Below are 26,961 nucleotides of genomic sequence, written 5' to 3' on the forward strand. Positions count from 1 at the left end.
GATGTCCGAGCCGCCCGCGCACCTGGCCGCCCTGTTCCGGGGCGGCCGGCTGACGGCGATCCCGCGCAAGACGGGTCCCCGTGCCGCGCTGCTCGACCACCTCGCCACCCTCTTCGAGCCGGCGCGGGAGTACGGCGAGCCGGAGGTCAACGAGGCCCTGCGCACCGTGCACGACGACTGCTCGGCGCTGCGCCGCTACCTGGTGGAGAGCGGGCGGCTCACCCGCACCCGCGACGGTCGCAGCTACCGGCGCGCGGCCGGCGGCGTGTGAGCGGAGCGGCGGCGCGGCAGGGGTGACGTCGGCGCGGGTTGCGTCGACACGGGCGAGCCGCCGAGGTCGAACCGGGCGGTGCCGGGCGGTGCCGGGCCGCCCGGCGGCCGCGACGCGGCCCGCCGCGTTGAGATGCTCCGGCGGAGTGACTATCTTCGTCGGGTGAGTGAGCGCGTGATGCAAGAGCCGACCGTGATGGTGATGACAGCCCTCGCGGACGCACCGCGGCACGGGTACGCCATCGCGCAGGAGGTCAAGGCGATGACCGGCGGCCGTGTCTCGCTGCGTACGGGCGCCCTGTACGGGGCCCTGGACCGTCTGCTGGCCGACGGCATGATCGAGGTCGAACGCGAGGAGATCGTCGACGGCCGGGCCCGGCGGATCTTCACCCTGTCCCCGGCGGGACGGGAGCGGCTGGCGGCGGAGGCCGAGCGGCTGGCCGAGACGGCGAGGGAGGCCACCCGCCGGCTGTCGGCCGCGCGGCCGTCGCCGTCCGCCACGTGATCGACCGTGTGGTGCGGCTGTATCCCGCCGCCTACCGGCAGGCCCACGGCGAGGAGATCGCCGCGACCTTCCGGGAGATGACGGCGGGGGAGCCGTTGGGCTCGCGGCTGCGCGACGGCGCGGGTCTGGCGGCGCACGCGCTGCGGATGCGGCTGGGAGCGGGCCCGGCGGCCCGGGCCGCGCGGGTCCTGGGCCTGGCCTACCCCTTCGCCCTGGCCGCCGCTGCCGCCGGGTGCGGCCTGCATCTGCTGCGCTGGTACGCGAGCCTCGTCGCCTCCCCGGCCCCGTGGGGGCTGCAGCTCGGAGTGGACCTGTCGGGGGCGTGGGGTGTGCTGCTCGTGTCGTCCCTGTTCGTCTTCGTGGGGGCGGCGTCGGCCTTGGCCGGACGGTGGCGGGCGGGGGTGCCGTGCACAGTGGCCGGGCTGCTGTCCTTCGCGGCGGCCGCGGTGGTCAGCGGGCCGGCCTTCGGCGACCCGGTGGCCACCCCGGTCGCGGCGGTCCTGTCGGCGGCCGTGGTGCTCGCCTGCCCGCCGGACCGGCGGGTGGAACGCGGTCGTGCGGGCCGCGCGGGACCGGCGGGCCTGGCCGGTGCCGTGGTCGCGCTCGTGGTCGTGCCGCGGGCGCTCGTCGATTCCCACGCGGTGCCGTGGGTCAGCACCGACTACGGGTGCTGGCCGCTGCTCGTCCTCGCCGCGGCCGGGGTCGTACTGACCTGGCGCAGCGGGTCGCGGGGCGGGCGCGAGTCGGCGGCCATCGCCCTGGCGTCCCCGCCGCTGCTGGCGCACGCCTTCGTCACCGCGTGGGGTGACGCAACGGCCGTCGCGTGCCTGGTGGCCGTGGTGTCGGCGGCAGCGGTGGCCATGCTGCTCGTCGGTCGCCTGCGGCGGAACCGGGTGCGTTCCTCGGCCTGAGCTGTGCCTGTCGGCCTGAGTGCCCGTCGGTCCCGGTGGGTTGCCGCTGTCGAACATCGAAGTCGGACATGGGTGGGCCAGCCGCGCCCCTGATAGTCCGTTTGACGTAGCATTCCGTTCGACGGACTATTGGGTCCGGGCGAGTGGATGCCCATGCCGTTCACCCTGTCCCACCCCGCGGCGGTACTGCCCTTGATGCGGCGGCCCTTCAGTCGCACGGCGCTGGTCGCCGGAGCCGTCGCACCGGACCTGCCCTACTTCCTGGTCGCCACGGGACTGCCCGTCAGCGCGCAGTCCTGGTACGAGCCCTTCGCCAACGCCACCACCACGCACGGCGTTTCGGGCGTCGCCGCCATCACCCTGCCGTACGCGCTCCTGCTGGGGGCGCTGCTCCGTGCCGCCCGGCGCCCGCTGGTGTCCCTGCTGCCGTCGTCCGTGCCGTGGCCGCCGTCGGGGGCAGTTGCTGCGCCGGTCCGTCGGGCCGGGTGGATCGTCCTGTCCGCGCTGATCGGCATCGCCACCCACCTGGTCTGGGACGCGTTCACCCACGTGGACGGCTTCGTGGTCACCCGTACACCCTGGCTGGCATCCACGCTGGTGGGCGGCCTGACCTGGGCGCGGGCCCTGCAGCACGCGAGCACCATCGGCGGCCTGGTCGCCATCGCGCTGTACGCGTGGCGCAGGCGGGAGCACCTCCGCCCCGGCTCCGGTCGCCCCCGGCCGGTCCGTGGTCCGCGCCGCCAAGTCCTGCTCGCGATGGCCCTGTTCGCGGCCGCCGGAGCCGCCGCCCACGCCTGGCGATGGCTCGCCGGCCCGGAGGCGGAGACGACCGGGCTGTCGTCGGCCGGCCTGCTCGAAGGCGTGCTGTCCGACGCGGCGAAGGGCGCGGGCGCCGGCCTGATCGCCGCCCTGGCCCTCTACGTCCTCGCGTGGTGGATCCGCTGCGCGGTCGCGGAGGCCCGGTCCGCCCGCTCCGGTGCGGGCGGAGCCGGCCCTGTGCGCGGCGATTGACGAGACGTTGATCGACCGCGGCGCGCTGCCGGCCGGCCGGATCAACCTCGGCATCCCGTACTACTCCCGCGGCTGGCGCGACGTCCAGGGCGGCACGGACGGGCTGTGGGGAACGGCCGCGATGCCGGACCAGGCCCAGTGCCCGCTGGGCACCGGCGGGCGCGGCCCGGCCAACGCGCAGTCCTGCGGGACGGGCGCGGTCGGGATCGACAACGTCTGGCACGACCTGGAGAACGAGCGGGAGGTCGGCGCCGGGTCGAACCCGCTGTGGCACACCAAGAACCTCCAGGACGGCCGAACCCCCGGCTACCTGCGGTCCTACGGCGTCGACACCAACCTGCCGAGCGGACAGCTGACCGGCACGTACGCGGAGAAGTACTCGGACGCCCTCCAGTCGCCCTGGCTGTGGAACGACGCCAAGAAGGTGTTCCTCTCCACCGAGAACGAGAAGTCGCTCGACGCCAAGGCCCGCTACATCGTCGACAAGGGCATCGGCGGCGCGATGATCTGGGAACTCGCCGGCGACTACACCCAACGCCCGGGCGGGGAGTGGGGCATGGGCTACGACCTGACCACCCGCCTGGACAACGCCTTCAAGGGCGCCGGCGCCACCGGCAACACCAAGGCCGGCGGGCGGCCGCAACCGGCCGAGGTGATCGACGTCAAGGCCGAACTGGTGGACTTCCCCACCGGGGAGAAGGACTTCTACCCCGTCCAGCCGAAGCTGCGGATCACCAACAACTCCGGCGTCACGCTCGCCCAGGGCACCGAGATCGCCCTCGACCTGCCCACCTCGATGCCGCCGGTCGTCAAGGACAACGACTACAAGGAGATGAAGGGCCTCGTCCCCGGCCACACCGGCCCCAACACGGGCGGACTCAAGGGCGACTTCCACCGGCTCACCCTCACCCTCGGCTACTGCGAGGACCTGGCGCCGGGCAAGTCCCGGGACATCGACTTGAAGTACTACCTGCCGATCACCGGGCCGTCCAACGTGACGTTCAGGATCGGCGGCCGGGAGTACGGCTCGACCGGCGACCAGCGCCGCGACGTCCGGACCGTCACACCGCCCGCCCCCGCCGCGGGCAGCTCCTGCCAGGCACCGGACTGGAAGCAGGGCCAGGTCTACCGGCCCGACGGCGGACGGCTGTGGCGGATGTACGACAAGGGGGACAAGGGCTGGATGTTCGAGTACGGCGACAGCCCCGCCGGCAAGCCCATGATGATCGACAACAACCCCGACCAGTCCCGCGCCCACCTCGTGGAACTGATGGAGCAGAACGCCAACCAGTACTGGCGGATCCAGCCGGCGGGCGGCGGCCTCTACACGATCGCCGGCGGCGGCCGGTGCCCGACCGCCACCGCCTCCCGGCAGGACCTCGCCTCCGTGGGGTGCGACGGGCGGGCCGAACAGAAGCGGCGGCTCGTCCCGATCGCCGACAACGGCAGTGAGGGAGCACCCGGCGGGCCGAAGCACAACGGCCTGTTCAAGCTCCGCTCGGCCGCGGGCGGCGACATCGAACTCGCCGGCGGCGCCACCGCCCGGGAGACCCACCTGCTCACCGGCGACCCGGCCGCCTCGACGGCCGCGTTCGTGAAGTACCAGGGCTCCTACTGGTACGCCCAGTGGTACACCACGGTCGCCCCCGGCACGGCGGAGGCGAACGGCGGCCGGCCGTGGAAGAAGCTCAGCCCGGCGCCGTAGCACCGGGGAGACCGGCGGCCGTGAGCCGGCCGGGCACCGCGTTCCCGCGGCGCCCGGCCGGCTCTTCGCTTCGCCGCCCACGGGCATGTCCGGGGGCACGTCCGGCTGCTCGGACGCGGGTCCCCTGATGGAACTCCCGGCGTCCGGGGACGGGAGCGCCGCCATCGGCCGAGTCCGCAGGGCTGGTCGGCTGGCCCGCGCCGCGAGCCCGGCGTGGCTTGCCGCCGAGGCAGCCGGCCGACCCTATCGTCCGTGGACGAATGACGGACTTCGGGGAGACGGTGCGATGTCCGCACCGCGTCGGAGGTCGAAGTCCCCCACGGGACCTCGGTCGGCTCCACCGCGGCCAAGGACACCCATGGCGACGGGAAGAGCCCCCGGCAGCGTCGACGGGCAGCGGACGAATCCTCGTGCCCCACCGCACCCACGACACCCCACACCTCAAGGAACGGAGCACGCCGTGCGCCTTCGCCCGATGTTCGCCCTCTCCCTTTCCCTCTCCCTCGCCTGCGCCCTGCCGCTCGCCGGAGCGGCGGTCGCGGAGGACGCCGCAGGCCGGTCGGCGGGTGCCGGAGTCGTCCGCTCCGCCGAATGCCCGGACGGCCCCGCGGACCCCCACCCGGAGTTGTACTACTGCGGGCAGTCCCGCCTCGGCCCCGCCGCTCTGCCGAACACGGAGCCGACCGCCACCCTGCTGAGGGGCTACCAGCGCTTCGGCGGGCTCAGCGCCCCGCACTTCGTGACGCTGTACGCCAACACCGACCCGAAGCAGAGCGGCGACTGGGCCTTCGCTCCCGACCGCGGCTTCCAGCAGATCAACGGCGTGGTCGACGAGACGCTGTGGACGGTGCCGGTCGGCACCAGGCTCGACCGCTTCGGCGCGCTCCACGGCGGCTACCTCTCCGACCCCGGCACACCGTTCACCCAGCGCTCGCTGACGCCGGACTCGCTCAACCCCGACCCGGACGACGGCGAGGTCTACCACTGCCTGTCCGTGCTGAAGCCGTTCGACGTCCGGCGAGGACACGTCGCGGCCTTCTACGGGATGCCCGGCGGCGGAATCCAGGAGTGGCTCGACAAGGCCCTCAAGCCCAAGGAACTCGGCGAGAAGGACTACAAGATCGATGTCCTCGTCGCCGAGCAGTACCTCGCCGTCGTCAACGACGACCAGTGCGCGGTGACACCCACCGGGGCCTGACGGGCCGATCGCACCGGTGGCGCGTACGGCGGCACACGGTGCTGCCGTCCGCGCCGCGGTCGTGTCTCCACGATTCCGGCGGGGAGGTCGGCGGAGTCCCGGGGTCGGCTCGGTGGATCTCTGCCGCAGCCCCGGCCGGGAGGGGGCCTGGGCTCGCGGCCCCGCAGTGCAGAACCGATGCCCTGAGGGGCCAACTTCCGTGCGCCCGGCCGCAACTGCCCTCCACGCTCGCCGGCACCCCCGGTATAAAGGGGCGGAGGGGACCGAGGGGGTTCAGCATGCACTCAAGGGAACAGCCGCAGAAGGCCGGGCGTCCTCATCGCGACGCGGCCACCGCCCGACGGTCCGGCAGGGGCACAGGACCCGCGGCGGAGGACGCGTTTCCGAGAGGTGCCGAGGCCCTGCAGCGCACCGTCGGCAACGCGACGACGGCGCGCATGATCGCGGAGCAGCGGGACGGCGCCGGCCCGGACGACCGCCGGACGGCGCCGGCCCTCCAACGCGTGACGGGCGACCAGGCGGCGGCGCCGCGAAGGCCGCAGACGCGGATGGACCCGAACAACGTGCTGCGGATCTGCGGGGCCGCCACGTACGACGGGGAGACCGTCACGCCCGGCGGACGGTCGTCCGAGCTGCGGAACATCGTGTGGGAGGACCACTGGGCCGCCATCTCCGAGGTGTGCAGGAAGCACAAGTACACCATCGCCGTCCGTGAGACCGGCGAACACTCCATCCGGCGCATCGCGGAAGGGGCCAAGCCCAAACCGCACACCATCCTGGAGAAGTCCATCAAGCCCGCGTCCGTGCGCAAGAAGTACGGCCCCGGACCCGGACAGACGCCGGGCGAGCCGGAACGCGTACTGGAGTTGCTGGAGCAGCACGACCTGAGCGGCTTCGTCGGCCACTGGAACGCGGACGGCCTGGCCGGCGTCCGGATCGCCCGCCTGCCCGACACGATGACGGACCCGGAGATCGTCCGGACCGGCCCCAGGGGCGAGAAGTACGTGCCGATCGACATGACCAAGACGGACGGCGGACCGCAGCTGGCCCAGCTGAAGACCGACCCGCGGTGGAAGCAGTACCTCTACACCGGGGACTACGACCTCCACGAGGTCTACTCCGCGCAGGGCGGCACCGGTGGCGGCCAGATCCCGGAGGCCACCCCCGAGAAGGCCAAGCTGCTCAACCGCCTCAACAGCGGGATCGCACGGAACTCCCAGGAGGAGGTGGTGCGCAGCGGCACGGTGACCATGGGGAACGGCACCCTGAACATGGCCGCCGACTCCGAGTACGCCATGTTTCAGCACGGCGACCAGGCCACCTACCGGATGAACCAGTACCTGGAGGCGCAGGCAGCCGCGCTGGAGAACCAGGTCGCCCGGCAGGCGGCGCAACTGGTGCGGGCGGTGGCCACCGAGGCCGACGAGCCGCTGGCGTGGTGCCGGATGGGGCAGTGGTACGTGACCCGGAACCGGGAGGAGCACGCGGTCCTGCGGTCCCGCTGGAATCTCACCGTGCCTCACACCTGGGGCGCCTCGGAGGTGGAGCGCACGGCCCGCGGCGGCTACCGCACGGCCGGCTACCTGGACTGACCGCACGGCCGGAACCGGCGTGACGGGCTGGTGGGAACCACGGTCCGGCCGCGGCAGCAGGGCGACCGGCGAGCTGCCGGTCGACTCAGCGCCGCGCGGCGGCCTGTGCGGCGGGGGACCAGGGGGCGGCCCACAGCGGGATCACCTCGACGGTGGCGGCGGAGCCGTGGGCGGGGGTGCCGGGGGTGCGCCCGGCCGTGGTGGGCTGTCCGGTGGTCGTGGGGAACGCGGTCGCGCTCGTCACAGTGGTCATGCTCGGCAACATACCGGGGGGCACTGACAGTGCCGGGTCGGGCAGTCCGGCCCGGCCCGTGGTGGGGTGGATCGAACGCTGGGGACGGGCGCCGCTCCGAACGCTTTCCCCCGATGCGAAGGGTCGCGCGCTGCTCGGCGCGCGGCCGGCGCGGGTGCGCCCGGTGCCCGAAACCCGCTCGGGCGCCCGACTCCGCCGGACTCCCCGAACGGGTGAATCCGGCGGCGGCCCCGCCCTGTGCGGCCTCCTCGCCCGCCGGGGTGTCCGCGGCCCCCTCGGACCGGCCCGGAAGGCCGCGTTCGAACACGCTCTCGCCGCCTGCGCACTGGGCTCCGCCGCCCTCCCGGTCCCGTGGACGACCGAGTGGCGTGCGGTCCGGACCGCACGCGGAACATGCTCGAAAAGTCCCCGTTCGACCCGGGCTCGCCCGGAGGCAAATCCACTTGAACGCCGCGCTCGAACAGCACCATCATCGGACGCCATCCACCCGTAACGACTCCATCCAAACCGTCAACTCGGCCTGACAGAAGCAGACTTGAGCTTCTCGTCCCGGCCGGTGCCGGTGCTTCCGCGCGTCCGCGCACCGCTCTGCGTCTGGAGGATCTGTGGCCTGTCACCCCACCCCGGCGATCCACGTCCCACCCGTCACGGCGGCCCTGGTGGCCCGTGCTTCGAGCAAGGAGGTGATCGCGTGACCGCCGCGACCGCCGCGACCCCGGCCGAGGCCGCCGACGAGGAACTGCGGTGGCTCGCCGACGGGCGCCGGATCGAGGCGATCGAGGCGATCGGCGTCAACGCGATGGCCCGCCGCCTGCCCGCGCTCGTCATCCGCGCGTTCCGCCTCGGCTGGCGCATCGACCGTGCCTCCGTCACGCTGCTCCTGGTCTGCCAGGCCGTGTCCGCGGTGCTCGGCGCGGCCGGCCTGTTCGCGACCACCGGCACCATCTCGGCGCTGTTCGGCCCCGGCCGGGTCGAGGACAAGCTCGCCCACGCGGCGCCGTCGATCCTCGTGATCGCGGCGGCGGCCGGCGCCCGCTCCCTGCTGGGCATCACGATCCGCACCATCACCATCCACCTGTCGCCGCGGATCTCCCGCGAGGCCGAAGCCGCGGTGCTGCGCGCCACGGTGGCGGCCGAACTGACCGCCTACGACCACGCCGGCTACAACGACGAGCTGGAAGCCGCGGACCGCGGCGCCGAGGTCTGTGTGGACATCGTCGGGGAGGCGCAGAACCTGCTCGCCTCCCTCGCCTCGCTCCTGGGCGCGGCCGGCGTGCTGACGGTGCTCCACCCCGCCCTCCTGCCGTTGCTGGTGCTCGCCGCGCTGCCCCAGGGGATCGCGTCGGTGCACGCCGCCCGGGTGCAGTTCCTGGCGAACCGGGCCGCGGTCGGCGACCGCCGGATCATGGCCAACCTGCGCTGGTACATCCACCTCAAGCGCAACGCCGACCAGGTCCGCTCCGACACCATGGGCGAGTTCCTGCTCGTCAAGTACGACCAGGTCGGCCGGAGGCTGGATGCCACTTCGCGGCGGGCGGCGATGCAGAGCGCCCGGGTGTCGGTGATCGGGGCAGTCGCCTCCGGCCTCGGCAGCGCGGTGGTGTGGGCGGCGATGCTGTGGCTGGTCAGCACCGGCCGGATGAGCCTGCCGCGCGGCGGCGCGGCCGTGTTCGCCCTGACCGCGGTTGGCACCAGCCTGCGCGGCATCGTCGGCTACGGCGCGGACCTCTTCCGCACCGGCATGTACCTGGACGACTGGTCGAGCTTCCTCGACACCGCCGGCGGTCACCGGCCCCGGCGCGGCACCGAGGCCCCCGAGCCACCGCGCCGGATCGCGGTGGAGAACCTCCGCTACGCCTACCCGGCCTCCGACCGCAAGGCACTGGACGGGGTGAACCTGCACGTCGAGCGGGGCGAGATCCTCGCCCTGGTGGGGGAGAACGGCTCTGGCAAGACCACCCTCTCCAAGCTCCTGGCCGGGCTCTACCTGCCCGATGCCGGATCGGTGCGGTGGGACGGGCGCGACACCCGCGACCTCGACCCGCACGCCCTGTGGCGCCAGGTCGCCGTCGTCCCGCAGGACTACGCGCGCTGGCCGCTGACCTGCCGCGAGAACATCACGCTGGGCCAGCCCACTGCCGAGGGCGACGCGGCGGTGCTGCGCGCCGCCGACGCCTCCGGGGCGGCCGACGTCGTCGCCAAGCTCCGCCGGGGGCTGTCCACCCTGCTGGCGGTGGAGTGGATGGGCGGCGAGGAGCTGTCCGGCGGCCAGTGGCAGCGCCTGGCCATCGCCCGGGCGTTCCACCGCGAGGCCGGGCTGCTCGTCCTGGACGAGCCGACCGCCGCCCTCGACCCGCGCGCCGAGCACCGGATCTTCCAGAACCTGCGGGCGGTCGCGCGGGAACGGGCCGTCGTCCTGGTCACCCACCGGCTCACCAACGTGGCCGTCGCCGACCGGATCGTGGTGCTCGAGGACGGAAAGGTCCTCCAGGAGGGCACGTTCGCCGAGCTGGTGGCCGAGGAGGGCGGCCGGTTCAGGGAACTGTGGGACCTGCAGAACGAACGCACCGGCCTCCCGGCCCAGCGGACCCAGCCGGTCCGGGAGGACGAGGGGAGCGGCCGGTGATCGACCTCGACCTCGGCCTCGACGTGCCGAGCGACCCGGCCCTCCACGGCGGCCTCGTGGGTGTCCGCGCCGAGGAGAAGGGGGCGGGTGGATAGCGGGCGGGGTCCCCGTCGTCCCCGGGCCGTGTCCCCGACGGGCACGGCCCGGGCGGCTCCGGCCGGGGCCGGGGCCGGGTGGCCCGGAGCGCCGCACCGCACGCCGCCGCGGCGTGTGCTCGGCCCGGGTGAACATCGCGGGTGGAACGCGCGTTCCGCGGTCCGGCAGGGCACGGGTGGGGGACCGAGGATCCCGTGAGAAAGGCCGTGCCGTGGGGCGTGCACTGATCGTGGTCGACGTACAGAGGGACTTCTGCGAGGGCGGAGCCGTTCCGGTCGGGGGAGGCGCCGGGCGGGCCCGGGCCATCGCCGATCTCGTCGGGCGCACCGCCGGCAGCGAGTACACCCACGTCGTCGCCACCCGCGACCACCACCTCGACCCGGGCAGCCACTTCTCCGAGCACCCGGACTTCAAGGACTCCTTCCCCGTGCACTGCGTCGCCGGCACCGAGGGGAGCGAGTTCCACCCCGAGTTCGCCCCCACGGTCGGGACGAAGGTGGACGAGGTCTTCTACAAGGGCGCGCACTCCGCCTCCAAGAGCGGCTTCGAGGGCTTCACCGCGAACGGGACCGGGCTCGCGGACTGGTTGCGCGCGCGGGAGGTCACCGAGGTGGACGTGGTCGGCATCGCCACCGACCACTGCGTGAAGGCGACCGCGCTCGACGGCGTGCGGGCCGACTTCGACGTCCGCGTTCTGCTCGACTACACCGCGGGCGTCGCCGCCGACACCACCGCCCGGGCCCTCGCCGAACTCGGCCAGGCGGGAGTGGAGTTGACCGGTGTGCCGGTCGTCCACGTCTGACGCGAGGCGGCGGGCCGCCGCCTCGCGCACACTGTGGGTCCGAGCGGACCGGGACGGCCGAGGGCGTCAATCGGCGACGAGGACACGCCCCTGATCGGGTGAGGTGCGGTATCTCCGGGCCCGGGGGCGGCCAGGGTAACGGTCGTGATCAACATCCGCATCCGCACGGCCGCCGGCGCAGTCGCCCTCGCCTGCGCCGTCGTGCTCATCCCCGAGATCCCGGCCGCCGCCGCCCCTGCGGCCGCGACCGAACCCGCCCCGTTCAGCTGCCTCGACCCCAGTGGGGAGGCGCTCTGGAGCGGCCCCCAGTGCGACGGCGTCATCGTCCGCGAACTCGGCACCGAGGCCGTCGCCATCCTCCTGGACGGCCGCCGGATCGACTTCGCCGACGAGGCCGAACTGCGCGCCGACGACTGTGCCGTCCGGCCCGCCGTCACCCTCCCCGCCAGCACCTTCGAGAACCTCCCCAAGGGCCCGGACCCGCTGTACGCCGCCGTGGACCGCCGGGTGGACGTACCCCGCATCACCCCCGAACCGCACTGGCGCAAGAACTGCCACCCGCTCTTCCGCTCGGACGGCCGCGATCCGTCCGTCATCTTCGAGGAGGGCTTCGGCCCGAAGGACACCGTCAACGGCCAGTACGACATCACCAGCTACGTCCTGCAGAACCAGCCCTCGCCGTTCGTCAGCACCACCTACGACCCCGAGCTGTACAAGAAGTGGAAGAAGGTGCCCTGGGACTACTTCATCGACGCCCCCGGCGGCATCGACGTCAACGCGACCATCGGCGACCAGCACCAGTACGCCGACCAGGTCGAAGTCGCGTTCCCCGGCGGCGTGGACCGGCACTTCATCCGCCGGGCCTGCCCGGTCGACCGGGCCACCGCCTCCCTGGTCGAGTCCGGCTGCGTGGACAACCCGAACTACCAGCCCTGGCTGCACTGACCGCAGGCCGTCCGCCGTCCGCCCTCGGCGGTCCGCCGCCGGCCGTTGGCCGGCCAGGTCGCCCGACGGCGGGCGGGAGTGCGACACCCCACCACAGAGAGCGCGTTCCCGCGTCCGGTGGGCAGGGACCGTGATCGAGTGCGGGGTGGCGCGGCCGGTCCGGGACGGTGCCGGGCGGTGGCGGTCAGTCCGGCCAGCCGACGACGGACAGCGGCTTGCCGCGGCCGATCTCGCCGAGCGCGTGCGCGGTGTAGGGCACGGTGTCGGGAGGCAGGTGGTCCAGCGGCCACCACCGCAGCTCCTCGCACTTGTGCGGCTCCGTGTTGCGCACCTGGCCGGTGTGGCGGGCCGGGCGGAAGAAGAGCTGGAGGCGGCTGCGGCCGTCGTCGGCGTCGAGGTGGTGCAGCGTGTGGACGAGTTCGAGGTCGTCCTCGGCGATGGTGATGCCGAGTTCCTCCTCGGCCTCGCGTGCCATGCTGCGGGTGATCGGTTCGCCGGGCTCCATGTGGCCGGCCGGCAGGTGCCACAGGCCTTCGGCGTAGCTGGTGTTGCGGCGTCGCCCGAGGAGCACCGTGCCGTCGGCGACCAGGACGAGGTGGACGCCGACGACCAGTGTCAGCGGGTCCGCGCCGGTTGCGCGGGGCGCCGGGTGGTCGGCCGGGCGGCCGGTGGGGGCGGGCCGGGTCACCAGGTGCCGCCGGCGGGGTGGTCGGCCGCAGCGGCGAGCAGCGGCAGGTAGTGCCGCATGTAGGGCGGGACCTTGAGGTCGAGGACCTCGCCGAAGGGGACCATGCGGACGGCCAGGCCCTCGTCGCCGAGCCGCAGGTCGCCGGCGGGGCCGTCCCAGGCGGCGTGCAGAACGCGGACGAGCGGGGAGACGAGCTCGTGCTGCGGGCCGGGCACCGGCCGCATCCGTGTGATGGTGATTCCGGCCTCCTCGCGGACCTCGCGGGCGGCGTTCTCCTCGGGGGTCTCGTCGGCCTCGCGCCATCCGCCGATCGGGGTCCAGTGGCCGGGCCAGGCGATGCCGGGCTTGTCGTCGCGGTGGTGCATCAGCAGCCGTCCGGCCGGGTCGGTGACGAGGACCATGACGCCCTCGAAGTCGTCGTCCGGGGACGGGCGTTCGAGGTAGAGCGGGGTGCCGCTGCGGTGGGCGCGCAGGGCCTGCAGGAGCCGCCGGTAGCGGTCCGGGCCCATGTGGTCCTGCCAGTCGTGGGCGGTCTCGAAGCGCCATTCGGTGTGCTCGGCGGGGTCGAGGCGGATCCGGGCCTGTTGCTCGGCGGTGAGGACGCCGCCGTCGAAGACGTATCCGCAGGCGGGGACGGGGAACAGGCTGCCGGCCTGCTCGTGGACGACGGCAACCAGGCGCCGCCGCAGCACCTGCGGGTTCTCCGTGGCGAGGTCGAGGCCCAGTTCCTCCCGGGCCTCGCGCAGGGCGGTGGTGAACGGTGTCTCGCCGTGTTCGACGTTGCCGCCGGGGAAGTTCCACACGCCGGGGTCGACGGTGGAGCGCAGCCCGAGGACGCGCCCCTGCGGATCGGTGACGAGGAAACAGCCGTAGGAGCCGGGCCGGGCGATGGTGGTGAGGTAGCCGCCGACCGGCCGCCAGCCGGGGAGGGCCAGGCGGCCGGCGAGCCACTCGATCACGGTGCGCTGCCCGTCGCTGGTGGGCGGGAGCCGGTCGGGGGCGGCCCACCGGTGGTCGTCGTGGCCGGGCGAGAGGAGGATCGCGGTGCCGTCCGGCACGACGGTGGTGAAGACGAACTGGCGCACGCGCAGGCCGCGCCGGTCGGTGAGGTCCAGGTGCCGCGCGTACTCCAGTGGCAGGCCGGCGAGCCCGGTCTCCTCGGCCAGTCGCCGCGCCGCGCCGGCCTCCACCGTCTCGCCGCCGGCCCGGCCGCCGCCCGGGTACTCCCACCGGCCGGGCAGGGTGTCGTGCGCGGCCCGGCGGATCATCAGGATCCGGCCGGAGGTGTCGCGGACCACCACGCCGACGCCGATCCGCTGGACGCCCTCGCGGTGGGCCAGGTCGGTCAGCACGTTGAAGTCGATCACCGGGAGGGCTCCTCGCTGCAAGGCGGTGGGCGGGTGCGCGGTACTGCCGGTCAGGGGGATTCGACAGTCAAGTCTGCTCCTGGGAGGGCTGGTTCGGGAATGGCTCGTGGGCGGTTCCAGGCGTCCCGATGATGGTGCTGTTCGAATGCGGCTCGCAAGTGGACCCGGATCGGGGGGTTGGGACGCTGTACGGGTGCTCGATCTCGGAGCGGGCGAACTCGACGGCGGCTGCAGCAAGGTGACCGACGAGGCCGGCGGGGCCGAGCTGGTCACCTTCCTGCTGGGCGGAGACGGCGTCCACCCGGTCTGGGTGGGACATGACGACGCGGGTGAGGTCACGGCGGTCGTCGTGGCGGACGTCTTCGAAGTCGGCGCGCTGGAACCGTCGACCGGATGACGGCTGACGGCCCTCCGGCGGGCGTGACGCCCACGCGCCACCGGCCGTCACCCGGCGGGCGGTCGGGTCGTTGAACCGGACGCGCTGCCCCGAGGGCGCAGCGGACGTCGGAATGCGGCCTGGAGGAATCTGCGGTGTCCACCGTCACCAATCCGTTCACGGGTGCCTACACGCCGGTGGGCGAGGAAGTCACCGCGTTCGACCTGCCGGTCACGGGCACGATCCCGGCCGAGCTCAACGGCCGGTACCTGCGCAACGGGCCCAACGGGATGCGGGCGGAGGACCCCCGGCCGAGGCATCTGTTCGGCGGGTACGCCATGGTGCACGGGGTGCGGCTGCTCGACGGGCGGGCCCGGTGGTACCGCAACCGGCTGGTGCGCAGCGCCGCCGTGGCCGAGGCCCTGGGGGAGCGGCCGCGCCCCGGCGCCGCGGCGAGGATCACCGACGTCGCGCCCAATACCCACGTCATCGGGCACGCCGACCGCACCTTCGCGCTGGTCGAGGGCGGCTTCCGCCCGTACGAACTCTCCTACGAGATCGAGACGGTGGGCGCCAGCGACTTCTGCGGCACGCTGCCCGAGGGGTTCGCCGCCCACCCGAAGCTCGACCCGGTCACCGGCGAGCTGCACGCGATCACCTGGCAGCGGGACAGCGAGAACCTGCGGCACCTGGTGGTCTCCCCGCGGGGAGCCGTCGTCCGGGCCGTGGACGTCCCGGTCGCGCACCGGCCGGTGGTGCACGACATGGCGCTGACCCGGAACTTCGCCGTCGTCCTCGACCTCACGGCGCGCGTCGGCATGGCCGACAACCTCGCGCGCAAGACCTACCCGGCGGTCTGGGACGAGACCGGCGGCGCACGGATCGGGCTGCTGCCCCGCGACGGCACCGAGGTCGCCTGGTTCGGGGTCGAGCCCTGCTTCGTCTTCCACACACTCAACGCCCACGAGGAAGGCCACCGGGTCGTCATCGACGTGGTGCGCTACCCGCGGATGTTCGCCGGCGGCGCGCTGGACGGGCAGAGCAGCCCCACCCTGGACCGCTGGACCGTCGACACCGTCTCCGGCAGGGTCACCGAGACCCGCCTGGACGACCGGCCGCAGGAGTTCCCGGCGGTCAGCCCGGCGGTGGTCGGCGGCGCCCACCGCTACGGGTACTCCACCGTGGCCGGCGACCTGCTGCGCCACTTCGCGGCGGCGGGGGCCCTGGAAGCCCTGACCCCGGAGGCCGCCGGGGACGCGCTGATCAAGCACGACCTGAGCCGGCAGTCCAGCACCGTGCGGCGGTTCGGCGCCGGCCGCTACACCGGCGAGGCCTCCTTCGTCCCGAGGCAGGGCGCCCGCGGCGAGGACGACGGCTACCTGCTGGCCTACGTCCACGACCCCGAGCGGGGCGCGAGCGACCTGGTCGTCCTCTCCGCCGAGGACTTCACCGGCGACCCGATCGCCACCGTCCACCTGCCGGTACGGGTGCCGGCCGGCTTCCACGGCAGCTGGATCCCCGACCCCGCCCGGGAGGACTCCGCCTGAGCACCCCGCCCGCCACATCCCCGGACGGCCGGCCCTCGGACAGCCCGCTCCCGGACACGCCGGCCGGAGCCGTCGCCCGGCTGCGCGCGACCTTCCGCACCGGCCGCACCTGGCCGCTCGCCTGGCGCACCGAGCAGCTGACCGGGCTGCGCGCCCTGCTGACCGGGCACCGCGAGGAGATCGCCGCCGCCCTCCACGCCGACCTGCGCAAGCCGCGCGCCGAGGCCGACCTCGCCGAAGTCGACTTCACCGTACGGGAGATCGACCACGCCCTGCGGAACCTGGAGCACTGGCTGCACCCCGAGCCGGTGCCCGCCGCCGCGCTCACCCGGCTGCCGCCGGGGACGAGCGCCCACACCCGCCACGACCCGCTCGGGACCGTCCTGGTCATCGCGCCCTGGAACTACCCGGTGCAGCTGCTGCTGGTGCCGGTGGCGGGTGCGATCGCCGCGGGCAACACGGTGCTGGCCAAGCCGAGCGAGCTGGCGCCGGCCTGCTCGGCCCTGCTGGCGCGGCTGCTGCCGCAGTACGTGGACCCGGCGGCGATCGCCGTGCTGGAGGGCGGCCGGGAGACGGCCACCGCCCTGCTGGCCGAGCGCTTCGACCACATCCTCTACACCGGCAACGCCGGCTTCGGGCGGGCGGTGCTGCGGGCCGCCGCCGAGCACCTGACCCCGGTCACCCTCGAACTGGGCGGCAAGTCCCCGGTGTTCGTCGACCGGGGCGTCGACCTCGGGACGGTCGCGGCCCGACTGGCCCGCGCCAAGTTCTCCAACGCCGGGCAGACCTGCGTCGCCCCCGACTACCTGCTGGCCGACCCGGCCACGGCCCGGGCGCTGGAAGGCGCCCTGGAGCGGGCGGTCACCGAGCTGTACGGCCCCGACCCGGCGCGGTCGCGGGCGTACGGACGCCTCGTCGACGAGCGGCACTTCGACCGGGTCGTCGCCCTCCTCGACTCGGGCCGCACGGTCTTCGGCGGCCGGCACGACCGCGCGGACCGCTACATCGCGCCCACCCTGCTCGCCGAGGTGCGGCCGGACGCCCCGGTCATGCGGGAGGAGATCTTCGGCCCCGTCCTGCCGGTCCTGGAGGTCACCGGGCTGGACGAGGCGATCGCCTTCATCAACGAGCGGGACCGCCCCCTCGCGCTCTACGCCTTCACCGAGGACGGGCACGCCCGTCGGCGCCTGGCCGAGGAGACCAGCTCGGGCGGCCTGAACTTCGGCCTCCCGGTGGCCCACCTGGGCATCCCGGAACTCCCGTTCGGCGGGGTGGGGGAGAGCGGCTCCGGCCGGTACCACGGCCGCTGGTCGATCGACACCTTCAGCCACCGCCGGGCCTGCCTGGACGTGCCGCTGGACTGAGAAGTCCTCCCGTCCGGTCGGCCGGCGGAGACGGATCCGGCCGTTTCGGACTCCGTCCGTCCCGGGCCGTGTTCTTCGCGCACCGACCGGGGCGGACCCGACGGGCCATCGGATATCGTGCACGGCCATGGGAGCACTGATAGTTGTCCGGCACGGTCAGACCGAGTGGAGCCTGTCGGGCCGGCACGCCGGGCGCACCGACGTGGCGCTGACCGATGAGGGAGAGGCCGCTGCCAGGGCGCTCGCTCCGAGGCTGGCCGAACGTCGTCCGGTCGCCGTGTTCAGCAGCTCGCTGAGCCGTGCGATGCGGACGGCCGAGCTCGCGGGTCTGACCGGTGTCCGGCCCGATCCGGACCTGGTGGAGTGGGACTACGGCGGCTACGAGGGCATGACCGCCGAGCAGATCCAGGAGTCCAGGCCGGGCTGGGACCTGTGGCGCGACGGCGTCGTTCCCGGGGACGCCGTCCATCCTGGCGAGCGGCTCCAGCAGGTGGCCGCGCGCACGGACGCGGTGCTGGACCGGATCCGGCCGCTGCTGGACCAGGGGGATGTCGCCGTGGTCGCTCACGGCCATCTGGCGCGAGTGATCACCGTTCGCTGGCTCGGGCTCGATGCGTCCGCCGCCCGCCTGCTCGGCCACCCGCACCCGGGCTCTCTCGGCTTCCTGGCCGTTGAGCACGGGCAGCCGGTCATCTCCGCCTGGAACGTCCCGTAACGCCGGGCCGGCGTCACGCCCGCTCGGTACCGCGTCCCGCCCCGCCCCGCCCCGCCCTGGCCCGTCCGGCCCGCCCTGCCCCGGCCCGTCCGGCCCGGCGAACCTCTGCCGTTACGGCGTCAGTCCTCCCAGCACATCGCGGTGATCACGGTGGTGAGGGCCAGCCAGCCGACGATCGGGACGGTGAGGGTGAAGGCGAAGGACCACTGCAGCGCGATCAGGAGGACGCTCCCGGCGAAGGCGAAGACGGAGAGGAACAGGCAGGCGACGGCGGGGAGGAACCAGCCGTCCCAGCCTCGCCGGAGCAGGGTGTGGACGGCGAGCAGCGTTCCCGCGCCGACCAGCAGGGCCAGTTCGAGGAAGGTGAGCCAGGGGACCTCGGTGACCGGGGAGCGGTGGCCCTGGTGGGAGATCTCCACGACGCGGCCGTTCCACAGGGTGAGGTCCACGTTGTCGCCGCTCCGGACGCTGCCGAAGAGGCCGTCGGAGACGGCGTAGGTGTCGGTGGGCGCCGCCTCGCGGGAGACGGTCACCTCGTAGTGGGGGGAATCCTCGTTCGAGCCGGCCCTTCTGTCCGTCACCCGGCCGGTCTCGTGGGTGGTGCAGTCCGTGGCGGCGGCGACGGGCGCGGTACAGGCCGGGGCGCCGCGGTAGGCGGTCGCCGCGTCGAAGGCGTCGACGAACCAGGAGAAGCCGAGGGCGACGGAGGCCAGACCGGTCAGGACGAGCAGGACCCGGGTCACGACCCGGGCCACGACGCGGGCCGTCACGCGGGCGGCGGGGCGGCGCTTCCGCGGGTGGGAGGGGCCGTGGGGGCGGGGTGGTGGCGTTCGTACGGGCGGTGCCGGGACGCGGTCGGCCATGGCAGGGGCTCCATCGACGGGGGCGGGGCCGGGCGCCTCTGGCTCGTCGCCGCCGGCGACCTCGATCCGCGCGTCCATCGCTCTCCCTCGGCCCTCCCGGGCGGTTCCCGGGTCCAGCCGGATGATGACAGGGCTCGACGGTCGCGAGGGAGCAACCGGAAGAGTTTGTCACCGACTTGTCGAACTCGGCCGGTCAGGGGCCGGCGGCCGGGGGAACGGAAGGGGGCGGGGCCGGTCAGGGCAGCAGCAGGCCGGCGAGCTCGTCCAGCAGTTCGGCGACCCTGCGGGCCTTCGCCGGGTCCGGGACGGCCTTGGCGATGACCGGCTCGGCGGGCCGGGCGACATGGGCGCGGATGGCGCGTCGGGCGTGGTCGGAGACGGTCAGCAGGGTGCGGCGCCCGTCGGCCGGGTCGGGCGCGGCGTCGAGCAGGCCCTGTTCGCGCAGCCGGGCGACGGAGACCGAGACGTGGCTCTGGGCGAACCCGGTCCGGACCCGGATCTCCTGGACGGAGGTGGCGGGGTGCCGGTACACGTCGGCGATCACGGCGATCTCCCCGGGGGTGAGGTGCTCGGAGGCCGGGTCGGTGATCAGGGCGCGGCCGAGTTCGGTCAACCGCTTGCCGAGCCTGAGGAGTTGCACGCCGTCCATGTCCGACAGAATACATCTTCACCGATGCATCGGTGGCGATGTAGATTGCCGGGCATGACGACCTCCGAACCGCTCAGCCCGGTCTCCCGCACCGCCCTGTCCGTCGCCCGGGTGCGGGCCTACGAGAGCTCCCGCCCCGACCCGCTCTTCGTCGACCCCTATGCCCTGGCGTTCGTCACCGCCGCCGGCCTCGAACCGGCCCTGTCCGGCCCGGTCAGCAGCCTCGCCAGGGGCCTGGTCACCCACGGCATCCTGCGCACCCGCTTCTACGACGACCGGCTGCCCGCCGCCGGCGCCGACCAGGTGGTGCTGCTGGCGGCCGGCCTGGACACCCGGGCGTACCGGCTGGACTGGCCGGCCGGCACCCGGGTGTTCGAGCTCGACCTGGGCCCGGTGCTGGCCTTCAAGGAGCAGGTCCTGGACGGGCTCGGCGCCGTGCCGCGGACCGGGCGCACCGCACTGGTCGCCGACCTGCAGGACCCGGGCTGGCCGGAGCGGCTGGTCGCGGCCGGGTTCGACCCGGCACGGCGCTCGGTCTGGCTGGCCGAGGGGCTGCTGGTCTACCTCACGGCCGAGGAGGCGGCCGGACTGCTCACGGCGGTCGGCGGGCTGGCGGCCCCGGGCAGCCGACTGCTGCTGGAGCAGGGCCGGGACGTGAGCCGCACACCGCACGACCCGGCGCTCGTCCACGTGACCGGGCTGTGGCGCGGCGGCCTCGGCCCGGACACCGACGGATGGCTCGACCGGAACGGCTGGACCACCGGCATCACCACCCTGGTCGGGCTCGGCGAGGCCTACGGGCGCCCGCTGCCGGACCCCTCCACCACGACGGCCTTCATCGAGGCCGTACGGCGCCCGGCGGACTGATCTCCCGGGTCCGCGCGGCCGTGCCCGGGAAACCACCCGAGCACGCCCGGCGGACCGGCCCGGGCGCCCCCGGGCCCTCGCCCGCTCAGCGGGCCGGCCGCGGCGGCCAGGCGTCCGGGGCCAGGACGCCGGTGGCGTAGGCCCGGGCGACCAGGGCGGTGCGGTTGGGGACGCGCCAGCGCCGGGTGAGCCGGGCCAGGTGGTAGTTGACCCCGTCCGGGGTGACGCCGATCTCCCGGGCGATCTGCGCCGTGGTGTCGCCCCGGGCCGCCGCGGCCAGGATCCGGGCCTCGACCGGGCTGACCTCGACCTGCGGGCCGGGAGCCGGGGCGGCGGCCGCGGGCTGCTCCGCCCGCAGCGACAGCAGCAGGCTCGGGGTCTGCTCCGGGGTGTCGCCGACCAGGTCGACGGTCATCTCGCCGTGCCGATCGCGGCCGTCGGCGGACGTCCAGGAGACCCGCGCCGGGTACTGCGAGCGGCGGTGCAGCCGGACGGCCTCGGTGAGCGCCTCAAGGGTGCCGGTGTCCCGCAGGGTGAAGAACTCCAGGATCCTACGGTTGTGCAACTGACCTGGCAAACGGCCGAATTCGACCGCCATGGCGCGGTTGACGATCAGGATGCGCCCGCCGAACTCGCACACCGCGATCGGCAGCGGCACGTGGTCCAGCAACCGCAGCGCCCGGTTGCGCCAGATCACCGCCGCCTCCCGCGGGCTGTCCGGTACCGGGCCGCAGCCCTCGGTCGTCCGCATCCGCGATTCTCCTTCCCCGGGGCCGACGCTGACGGTCCGTAGCAAGCCCGTAACCGACCCAGGCACTACACAATCATGTAGTGACCGCGGCCCGCACCCCCTCCCGGTGGGCGCACAGTGGTGGAAGACGAATGTTTCCTGCCGTGGGAGGGGCACACCGATGACCGAGACCGTGGAGCGCACGACCGAGGACGAGCGGGCGGCCGAGGGCGAGAGCCGGGCCGTCCCCCTGGTGGACATCTCGGCGATGCCGCCGGCCGCCGCCCCGGTGCTGCGCATCATGGAACTGGCCAGAGAGCACGGCCCGGCCTTCGTCCAGCGACTGCACGGCCGGGACACCCTGGTCGTCAGCGGCCTGGAGCTGGTCACCGAGCTGGCCGACGAGACCCGGTTCACCAAGTCGATCGGCCTGGCCCTGGAGAAGGTCCGGCAGTTCACCGGCGACGGCCTGTTCACCGCCTACAACGAGGAGCCCAACTGGGCCCGGGCGCACGACATCCTGATGCCCGCCTTCGCGCTCGGCTCGATGCGCACCTACCACCCGGTGATGCTGCGGGTGGCCCGCCGGCTGGTCGACTCCTGGGACCGCCGGGAGGCCGCCGGGCAGCCGGTGGACGTGCCCGGCGACATGACCCGGATGACCCTGGACACCATCGGCCTGGCCGGCTTCGGCTTCGACTTCGGCTCCTTCGAGCGGGACGAGCCGCACCCCTTCGTCGAGGCGATGGTGCGCTGCCTGGAATGGGCGATGACCAGCCTCACCCGCGACCCGGAGGCGGACCACCGCGAGCGCGACGCGGCCTTCCGCGCCGACTCCGACTACCTGGCCGCCGTGGTGGACGAGGTGATCGCCGCCCGCGCCGAGGAGGACGTCCAGGGCCCGGCCGAGGACCTGCTCGGCCTGATGCTCGGTGCCGTCCGCCCCGCGGACGGCACCCGGCTGGACGCCGAGAACATCCGCAACCAGGTGATCACCTTCCTGATCGCCGGCCACGAGACCACCTCCGGCGCACTCTCCTTCGCGCTGTACTACCTGGCCAAGCACCCGGCCGCGCTGCGCGAGGTGCAGCGGGAGGTGGACGAACTCTGGGGCGACCGGGCCGATCCCGAGCCCTCCTACGAGGATGTCGGACGGCTGCGCCACACCCGCCAGGTGCTCAACGAGGCGCTGCGACTGTGGCCGACGGCGCCCGCGTTCAGCCGGGAGGCGCGCGTGGACACCCTGCTCGGCGGACGCATCCCGCTGCGCGCCGGGGAGACCGTCCTCGTCAGCACGCCGCTGCTGCACCGCGACCCGGCGTGGGGCGACAACCCGGAGCTGTTCGACCCGTCCCGGTTCGACCCGGAGTACGAGGAGAGCCGCTCCCCGCACGCCTTCAAGCCCTTCGGCACCGGCGAACGCGCCTGCATCGGGCGGCAGTTCGCGCTGCACGAGGCCGTCATGCTGCTCGGCATGCTGGTGCACCGCTACCGGCTGATCGACCACGCCGACTACCGGCTGACCATCAAGCAGACGCTCACCATCAAGCCCGACGGGTTCACCCTCGGCCTCGCCCGGCGCACGCCCGCCCCGGCCCGCGACGCCTCCCGCGCGGACTCCCTCGCCGCCGTCGCGCCGACGACGGTCGACCGGCAGGCCGGACCGGCCGCCGGGCGGCCCGGACGGGTCCGGCAGGGCACCGGGCTGCTGCTCCTGCACGGCTCCAACTACGGTGCCTGCCGGGAGTTCACCCGGCAGCTCGCGGAGGCCGCCGCCGACCTCGGCTGCGAGACCGCGACCGCCCCGCTGGACGCGTACGCGGACGGCCTGCCCACCGACCGGCCGGTGGTGATCACCGCCGCCTCGTACAACGGGCAGCCGACCGACGACGCGGCCCGGTTCGTCCGCCGGCTCCAGGAGTCCCGGGAGGGCGACGGGGCCGAGGGCGTCGAGTTCGCGGTGCTCGGCATCGGCGACCGCACCTATGCCGCGACCTACCAGCGCGTCCCGGCGCTGATCGACGACCGGCTCGCCGAGCTCGGCGGCACCCGGCTGCTGGCCCGCGCCGAGGCCGACGCCTCCGGCGACCTGGCGGGCACCGTGCGGCAGTTCACCGGGGCGCTGCGCGAGGCCCTGCTGGCGCGCTACGGGGACGCCGACGCCCCCGCCGGGGAGCAGCCGGAGGCCGCGTACACGGTGACCGAGGTGACCGGCGGCCCGCTGGCCGCGCTCGCCGCCCGGCACGACACGGCGGAGCTGACCGTCACCGCCGTCGGCAGCCTGACCGACCCGGCCTACCACCGGGTCAAGCGGCTGGTCCGGCTGGCCCTGCCGGAGGGCACCGGCTACCGGACCGCCGACCACCTCACCGTGCTCCCGGCCAACGACCCGGTGCTGGTCGAGCGTGCCGCCAAGCTGTTCGGCGCCGACCCGGACACGGTGCTGAACATCGTGGCGCACCGGCGCACCGGACTGGCCGTCGACCGCCCGCTGACCGTCCGCGAGCTGCTCACCCGTCACGTCGAGCTGCAGGACCGCCCGAACGCCGAGCAGCGCGCCGCGCTGGCGGCGCTCAACCCCTGCCCGCCCGAGCAGGCCGCCCTGCGGGCCCTGCCCGACGACGACCCGCGCGCCCTGCTGGACCTGATCGAGGACCACCCGGCGCTGCGGGAGCGGCTGAGCTGGCCGGTGCTGCTGGAGCTGCTGCCGCCGATCAGGCCGCGGCACTACTCGATCTCCTCCTCGCCCACCGGCGACCCCGGCCAGGTGGAGCTGATGGTCTCGGTCCTCAGCGCCCCGGCCCGCTCGGGCCGGGGGACCTTCCGGGGCGCCGGATCCGGCTACCTCGACCGGGTCGCCGTCGGCGACACCGTGCTGGCCCGGGTCCAGCCCTGCCGGGAGGCGTTCCGGATCGGCCACCGCACCCCGGTGGTCATGATCGCGGCGGGCACCGGCCTGGCACCCTTCCGGGGCGCCGTCGCCGACCGCCGGGCGCTGCTCGCGCGGGGCGCCGCCCTGGCCCCGGCGCTGCTGTACTTCGGCTGCGACGACGAGGCGGCGGACTACCTGCACCGCGGCGAGCTGGAGGCCGCCGAGCGGGCCGGCGCGGTCTCGCTGCGGCCCGCCTTCAGCGAGCGGCCCCAGCAGGGGCGGCGCTACGTGCAGGACCGGATCGCCGCCGAGGCCGCCGAGGTCCGGGAGCTGCTGGAATCCGGCGCCGAGGTGTACGTGTGCGGCGACGGCGCCCGGATGGCGCCGGGCGTCCGGGCGGCCTTCCGGGCGCTGTACCGGGAGGGCACCCCGGGCGCCGACGAGCGGCGGGCGCAGGCCTGGCTGCAGGGGCTGATCGAGGCCGGGCGGTACGTCGAGGACGTGTACGCGGGCTGACCCTCCCGCGCCGGGGACGGCCGTGGGCCCGCCGCACAGGTGCGACGGGCCCACGGCCGGGACGGAAGGGCTCGGGTCAGTACACGCTGACGTTGTACGCGGAGAGTGCCGCGTTGACCGGCTGGTAGAAGGTCGTCCCGCCGGAGGTGCAGTCGCCGCTGCCGCCCGAGGTGAGGCCGAGCGCCTTGGCGCCGTCGTACAGCGGGCCGCCCGAGTCGCCGGCCTCGGCGCAGACGTTGGTCTGGATCAGGCCGCGGACGGTGCTGCCGTCGCTGTAGCGCACGGTGGCGTTGAGGCCGGTGACGGTGCCGCCGTGGGTGCCGGTGGTCGAGCCGGTGCGCTTCACCGCCTCGCCGACGACGGCGTCCGGGGCGGAGGTGAAGCCGCCCGGGTGGCTGAGGGCGCTGTTGTCGTAGCGGACCAGCGCGTAGTCGTGGCCGGGGAAGGTCGAGCCGATGGTGGGGCCGATCAGGGTGCTGTGGGCGACGTCGGTGTACCAGTCGGGGGCGACGTTGCCGCAGTGTCCGGCGGTGAGGAAGTAGTAGGTGCTGCCGCTCACCACGTTGAAGCCGAGCGAGCAGCGGTACTCGCCGCCGTAGATGGCGTCGCCGGCGGCGAGCAGCGGGGTGAACACGCCGGGGACGCGGTGGACGTCGAGGCTGGGCGCGGCGGGGCCGGCGGCCTTCATCAGCCGGGCGAGCGAGGACGGGGAGACGGTGCTGTCGGCGGTCACCACGACGCGTCCGGCGGCTTCGTCGACGTACCAGGCCGTGCCGTCGACCTCGGCGTTCAGAATGGCGTCGCTGATCGCCGAGAGCTGTTCCGGTTCGGCGGTGCGGGTGGGAGCGGCGGCGGCGCCCGGCGCGGCGACCGCGGTCGCGGTCAGCAGGCCGAGGGCCGCGGCGAGCAGGCGGAAGCGGCGCGTGCTGCCGGTGCGGGGCGTGCTGCCGGTGCGGGGCGTGGTGCGCGTGGTCCTCACCGATCTCCTCCTGAGGGGGTGACGGCCCTGAGGGTTGGGGCCGTGAAGCGCGGTCAGGGGATGGGCGGACCCCGGTCGTTGCTCTCCGGAAGCACGGCGGATGATCAGCTCCTGATCGGCGCTGACCGGAAGTATGAGGAAACGGACCGTTCGGTACAAGCTTCCCGAGGGGGTGTCGGCGGACCCGCAGGCCCGGGAGTGAGCCTGCGGGTCCGCCGTTCGGCGGTTGCCGTGCGGTTCCTACCCGGCGGGCACCGGAGCGGGCCCGACGAGGCGCCGGCCCCGGTGGAGCGCGTGCAGCGAGAACGCGCAGACCACCCCGAGGGCGCACAGTGCCAGCCAGGGGAGCGCGGCGAGCCCGGCCTCGCGGGCGGCGTCCAGAGCCGCGCCGGTCAGCAGGTTCCCCAGCGTGATGCCCACCCCGCAGACCGTGTTGTAGAGCCCGTAGTGGGTGGCGACCAGGCGGTCCCCGGAGAGCCTGACCACGGTGTCCATCTCGAACGGGTACGCCAGCATCGTGCCCAGGGCCAGCAGCAACGCGGCCAGCGCCGGCGGCCCGGCGGCGAGCGCCCAGCGCCCGGGGCCCGCCCCCGGGACGGGCAGGGCCGAGGCGGCGAGCAGCGGCAGGAAGGCCGCGCCCATCACCGCCACCCCCGCGACCAGGGCGGTGCCCGGCGCGATCCGGGCCCGGCACCACGCGGTCACCCCGGTCTGGAGCAGGATCGTGCCCAGCCCGGACACCACGAACAGCAGCGCCGTCGCCACCGTCCCGCCCGTGCCGTCGCCGCCCAGCCGGCGGACCTCCAGCGGCAGCGCCAGGTACACCTGGAAGGACAGCACGTACGAGCCGGTCATCGCGCCCGCGAAGAGCAGGAACGGGCGGTTGGCCAGCACCCCGCGCCACTGCGCGAGGACACCCGTACGCTCCGGGCCGCCGGCCGGCCCGTCGCCCCGGCGGGCCGGCAGCGAACGGATCTGCACCGCGCTGAGCACCGCGAACACCCCGGCCGCGACCAGGCAGGTGGTGCGGAAGTCCACCGCCGTCAGCGCCATGCCCACCAGCGGGCCGAGCAGGATGCCCGCCTGGTAGAAGACGTTGAACAGCGCGAACGCGGCCACCCGCTGCTCTCCCGCGTCCCGCGCGAGGTACGCCCGCACGGCCGGGTTGAACAGCGCCCCGGCCAGGCCGGTGGCCGCCGAGGCCGCCACCAGGGCGGACAGCGAGGAGGAGAGGCCGAGCGCGGCGAAGCCGACGGTGCGCAGCAGGCAGCCCGCCACGATCAGCGGCTTGTAGCCGAACCGGTCGGCCAGCGTGCCGCCGACCAGGAACATGCCCTGCTGGGTGAAGTTGCGCACCCCGAGCACCAGCCCGACCGTCCAGCCGGCCAGGCCCAGGCCGCCGGACAGGTGCGCGGCCAGGTAGGGCATCAGCATGTAGAAGCCCAGGTTGATGGTGAACTGGTTGACCATCAGCAGCCGCACACTGCGCTCGTGGCCGCGGAACTGGGCGGTCA

At 74.3% G+C, this 26,961-nt stretch carries 24 protein-coding genes; 16 read left to right on the forward strand and 8 right to left on the reverse strand.

The genetic code is table 11. The features are described from left to right. Position 1: 1 nt before the first annotated feature. From ACFVUY_RS11480 to ACFVUY_RS11510, 7 genes are all read left to right on the forward strand, one after another. The gene (locus ACFVUY_RS11480) at positions 2-271 is read left to right on the forward strand and encodes a DUF2087 domain-containing protein (RefSeq protein WP_387729289.1); all 270 of its coding nucleotides are present in this window, start codon (positions 2-4) and stop codon (positions 269-271) included. Between the two features lie 162 nt (positions 272-433). Continuing rightward, the gene (locus ACFVUY_RS11485) at positions 434-775 is read left to right on the forward strand and encodes a PadR family transcriptional regulator (RefSeq protein WP_387729292.1); all 342 of its coding nucleotides are present in this window, start codon (positions 434-436) and stop codon (positions 773-775) included. Beyond that, positions 772-1,686 carry a hypothetical protein gene (locus ACFVUY_RS11490; RefSeq protein WP_387729295.1) on the forward strand — a complete coding sequence of 305 codons (915 nt, stop codon included), beginning with the start codon at positions 772-774 and terminating at the stop codon, positions 1,684-1,686. The genes ACFVUY_RS11485 and ACFVUY_RS11490 overlap by 4 nt, the downstream gene beginning before the upstream one ends. A gap of 153 nt (positions 1,687-1,839) precedes the next feature. Then, positions 1,840-2,697, forward strand: a complete 858-nt coding sequence (locus tag ACFVUY_RS11495) for a DUF4184 family protein (protein ID WP_387729297.1) — start codon at positions 1,840-1,842, stop codon at positions 2,695-2,697. Next, positions 2,663-4,402: a chitinase C-terminal domain-containing protein gene (locus ACFVUY_RS11500; protein ID WP_387729300.1), complete on the forward strand. Its 1,740-nt coding sequence runs from the start codon at positions 2,663-2,665 to the stop codon at positions 4,400-4,402. The genes ACFVUY_RS11495 and ACFVUY_RS11500 overlap by 35 nt, the downstream gene beginning before the upstream one ends. Positions 4,403-4,862: 460 nt before the next feature. Beyond that, complete coding sequence (locus tag ACFVUY_RS11505; RefSeq protein ID WP_387684142.1) at positions 4,863-5,600, forward strand: TNT domain-containing protein; 738 nt, start codon at positions 4,863-4,865, stop codon at positions 5,598-5,600. Between the two features lie 437 nt (positions 5,601-6,037). After that, on the forward strand, positions 6,038-7,192 hold the full coding sequence (locus ACFVUY_RS11510; protein ID WP_387729303.1) for a hypothetical protein: 1,155 nt from the start codon (positions 6,038-6,040) through the stop codon (positions 7,190-7,192). A gap of 85 nt (positions 7,193-7,277) precedes the next feature. On the opposite strand, the gene ACFVUY_RS11515 is transcribed toward ACFVUY_RS11510, so the two are convergent. Next, positions 7,278-7,445 carry a hypothetical protein gene (locus ACFVUY_RS11515; protein ID WP_387729306.1) on the reverse strand — a complete coding sequence of 56 codons (168 nt, stop codon included), beginning with the start codon at positions 7,443-7,445 and terminating at the stop codon, positions 7,278-7,280. A gap of 691 nt (positions 7,446-8,136) precedes the next feature. On the opposite strand from ACFVUY_RS11515, the gene ACFVUY_RS11520 reads away from it, so the two are divergent. The 3 genes from ACFVUY_RS11520 (at position 8,137) to ACFVUY_RS11530 (ending at position 11,914) form a co-directional block, all read left to right on the forward strand. Beyond that, on the forward strand, positions 8,137-10,071 hold the full coding sequence (locus ACFVUY_RS11520) for an ABC transporter ATP-binding protein (RefSeq protein WP_387729309.1): 1,935 nt from the start codon (positions 8,137-8,139) through the stop codon (positions 10,069-10,071). Between the two features lie 307 nt (positions 10,072-10,378). Further along, the gene (locus ACFVUY_RS11525) at positions 10,379-10,969 is read left to right on the forward strand and encodes an isochorismatase family protein (RefSeq protein ID WP_387729311.1); all 591 of its coding nucleotides are present in this window, start codon (positions 10,379-10,381) and stop codon (positions 10,967-10,969) included. Between the two features lie 144 nt (positions 10,970-11,113). After that, on the forward strand, positions 11,114-11,914 hold the full coding sequence (locus ACFVUY_RS11530; protein WP_387684130.1) for an ADP-ribosyltransferase: 801 nt from the start codon (positions 11,114-11,116) through the stop codon (positions 11,912-11,914). 184 nt (positions 11,915-12,098) lie between these two features. On the opposite strand, the gene ACFVUY_RS11535 is transcribed toward ACFVUY_RS11530, so the two are convergent. Continuing rightward, entirely contained in the window at positions 12,099-12,602 is a 504-nt protein-coding gene (locus tag ACFVUY_RS11535; RefSeq protein ID WP_387729314.1) for an NUDIX domain-containing protein, read from the reverse strand. Continuing rightward, a complete protein-coding gene (locus ACFVUY_RS11540) occupies positions 12,599-13,969 on the reverse strand; it encodes an NUDIX domain-containing protein (RefSeq protein ID WP_387729317.1) in 1,371 nt (456 codons plus the stop codon). The genes ACFVUY_RS11535 and ACFVUY_RS11540 overlap by 4 nt, the downstream gene beginning before the upstream one ends. Positions 13,970-14,162: 193 nt before the next feature. Here ACFVUY_RS11540 and ACFVUY_RS11545 point away from each other — a divergent pair, with 193 nt between their 5' ends. The 4 genes from ACFVUY_RS11545 to ACFVUY_RS11560 all read left to right on the forward strand — a co-directional run bounded on the left by ACFVUY_RS11545 (position 14,163) and on the right by ACFVUY_RS11560 (position 17,971). Further along, entirely contained in the window at positions 14,163-14,366 is a 204-nt protein-coding gene (locus ACFVUY_RS11545) for a hypothetical protein (protein ID WP_387684121.1), read from the forward strand. A 134-nt stretch (positions 14,367-14,500) separates the two neighbouring features. Continuing rightward, entirely contained in the window at positions 14,501-15,892 is a 1,392-nt protein-coding gene (locus ACFVUY_RS11550; protein ID WP_387729320.1) for a carotenoid oxygenase family protein, read from the forward strand. After that, positions 15,889-17,256 (forward strand): aldehyde dehydrogenase family protein, encoded by a 1,368-nt coding sequence (locus ACFVUY_RS11555; protein ID WP_387729397.1) that lies wholly within the window; start codon positions 15,889-15,891, stop codon positions 17,254-17,256. The genes ACFVUY_RS11550 and ACFVUY_RS11555 overlap by 4 nt, the downstream gene beginning before the upstream one ends. A 127-nt stretch (positions 17,257-17,383) precedes the next feature. Then, positions 17,384-17,971, forward strand: coding sequence for a histidine phosphatase family protein (locus ACFVUY_RS11560; protein ID WP_387729322.1), 588 nt, complete (start codon positions 17,384-17,386; stop codon positions 17,969-17,971). A gap of 119 nt (positions 17,972-18,090) precedes the next feature. On the opposite strand, the gene ACFVUY_RS11565 is transcribed toward ACFVUY_RS11560, so the two are convergent. Then, entirely contained in the window at positions 18,091-18,834 is a 744-nt protein-coding gene (locus ACFVUY_RS11565; RefSeq protein WP_387729324.1) for a hypothetical protein, read from the reverse strand. A 235-nt stretch (positions 18,835-19,069) separates the two neighbouring features. Continuing rightward, a complete protein-coding gene (locus ACFVUY_RS11570) occupies positions 19,070-19,483 on the reverse strand; it encodes a MarR family winged helix-turn-helix transcriptional regulator (protein ID WP_380358054.1) in 414 nt (137 codons plus the stop codon). Positions 19,484-19,537: 54 nt separating this feature from the next. On the opposite strand from ACFVUY_RS11570, the gene ACFVUY_RS11575 reads away from it, so the two are divergent. Continuing rightward, positions 19,538-20,350: an SAM-dependent methyltransferase gene (locus tag ACFVUY_RS11575; RefSeq protein WP_387729326.1), complete on the forward strand. Its 813-nt coding sequence runs from the start codon at positions 19,538-19,540 to the stop codon at positions 20,348-20,350. Positions 20,351-20,435: 85 nt separating this feature from the next. Here ACFVUY_RS11575 and ACFVUY_RS11580 read toward each other — a convergent pair whose 3' ends face one another. After that, positions 20,436-21,101 (reverse strand): helix-turn-helix transcriptional regulator, encoded by a 666-nt coding sequence (locus ACFVUY_RS11580; RefSeq protein WP_387684109.1) that lies wholly within the window; start codon positions 21,099-21,101, stop codon positions 20,436-20,438. 160 nt (positions 21,102-21,261) lie between these two features. On the opposite strand from ACFVUY_RS11580, the gene ACFVUY_RS11585 reads away from it, so the two are divergent. Next, complete coding sequence (locus ACFVUY_RS11585) at positions 21,262-24,468, forward strand: cytochrome P450 (protein WP_387729329.1); 3,207 nt, start codon at positions 21,262-21,264, stop codon at positions 24,466-24,468. A 76-nt stretch (positions 24,469-24,544) separates the two neighbouring features. Here ACFVUY_RS11585 and ACFVUY_RS11590 read toward each other — a convergent pair whose 3' ends face one another. Together ACFVUY_RS11590 and ACFVUY_RS11595 are read right to left on the reverse strand one after the other, a co-directional pair. After that, a complete protein-coding gene (locus tag ACFVUY_RS11590; RefSeq protein WP_387729331.1) occupies positions 24,545-25,447 on the reverse strand; it encodes a S1 family peptidase in 903 nt (300 codons plus the stop codon). A gap of 240 nt (positions 25,448-25,687) precedes the next feature. Continuing rightward, positions 25,688-26,917 carry an MFS transporter gene (locus ACFVUY_RS11595; RefSeq protein WP_387729399.1) on the reverse strand — a complete coding sequence of 410 codons (1,230 nt, stop codon included), beginning with the start codon at positions 26,915-26,917 and terminating at the stop codon, positions 25,688-25,690. Positions 26,918-26,961: the final 44 nt, after the last annotated feature.

The organism is Kitasatospora sp. NPDC058063, assembly GCF_042885395.1.
In the GTDB taxonomy this organism is placed as follows: Bacteria; Actinomycetota; Actinomycetes; order Streptomycetales; family Streptomycetaceae; genus Kitasatospora; species Kitasatospora lactacystinica.

What these genes read in the sequence shown, in the direction of transcription:
- ACFVUY_RS11585 (WP_387729329.1), top strand. Translation starts at nt 21,262, where the DNA reads ATGACCGAGACCGTGGAGCGCACGACCGAGGACGAGCGGGCGGCCGAG.
- ACFVUY_RS11510 (WP_387729303.1), top strand. Translation starts at nt 6,038, where the DNA reads ATGATCGCGGAGCAGCGGGACGGCGCCGGCCCGGACGACCGCCGGACG.
- ACFVUY_RS11580 (WP_387684109.1), bottom strand. Translation starts at nt 21,101, where the DNA reads ATGCGGACGACCGAGGGCTGCGGCCCGGTACCGGACAGCCCGCGGGAG.
- ACFVUY_RS11595 (WP_387729399.1), bottom strand. Translation starts at nt 26,917, where the DNA reads ATGGTCAACCAGTTCACCATCAACCTGGGCTTCTACATGCTGATGCCC.
- ACFVUY_RS11480 (WP_387729289.1), top strand. Translation starts at nt 2, where the DNA reads ATGTCCGAGCCGCCCGCGCACCTGGCCGCCCTGTTCCGGGGCGGCCGG.
- ACFVUY_RS11495 (WP_387729297.1), top strand. Translation starts at nt 1,840, where the DNA reads ATGCCGTTCACCCTGTCCCACCCCGCGGCGGTACTGCCCTTGATGCGG.
- ACFVUY_RS11570 (WP_380358054.1), bottom strand. Translation starts at nt 19,483, where the DNA reads ATGGACGGCGTGCAACTCCTCAGGCTCGGCAAGCGGTTGACCGAACTC.
- ACFVUY_RS11565 (WP_387729324.1), bottom strand. Translation starts at nt 18,834, where the DNA reads ATGGCCGACCGCGTCCCGGCACCGCCCGTACGAACGCCACCACCCCGC.
- ACFVUY_RS11560 (WP_387729322.1), top strand. Translation starts at nt 17,384, where the DNA reads ATGGGAGCACTGATAGTTGTCCGGCACGGTCAGACCGAGTGGAGCCTG.
- ACFVUY_RS11575 (WP_387729326.1), top strand. Translation starts at nt 19,538, where the DNA reads ATGACGACCTCCGAACCGCTCAGCCCGGTCTCCCGCACCGCCCTGTCC.
- ACFVUY_RS11515 (WP_387729306.1), bottom strand. Translation starts at nt 7,445, where the DNA reads ATGACCACTGTGACGAGCGCGACCGCGTTCCCCACGACCACCGGACAG.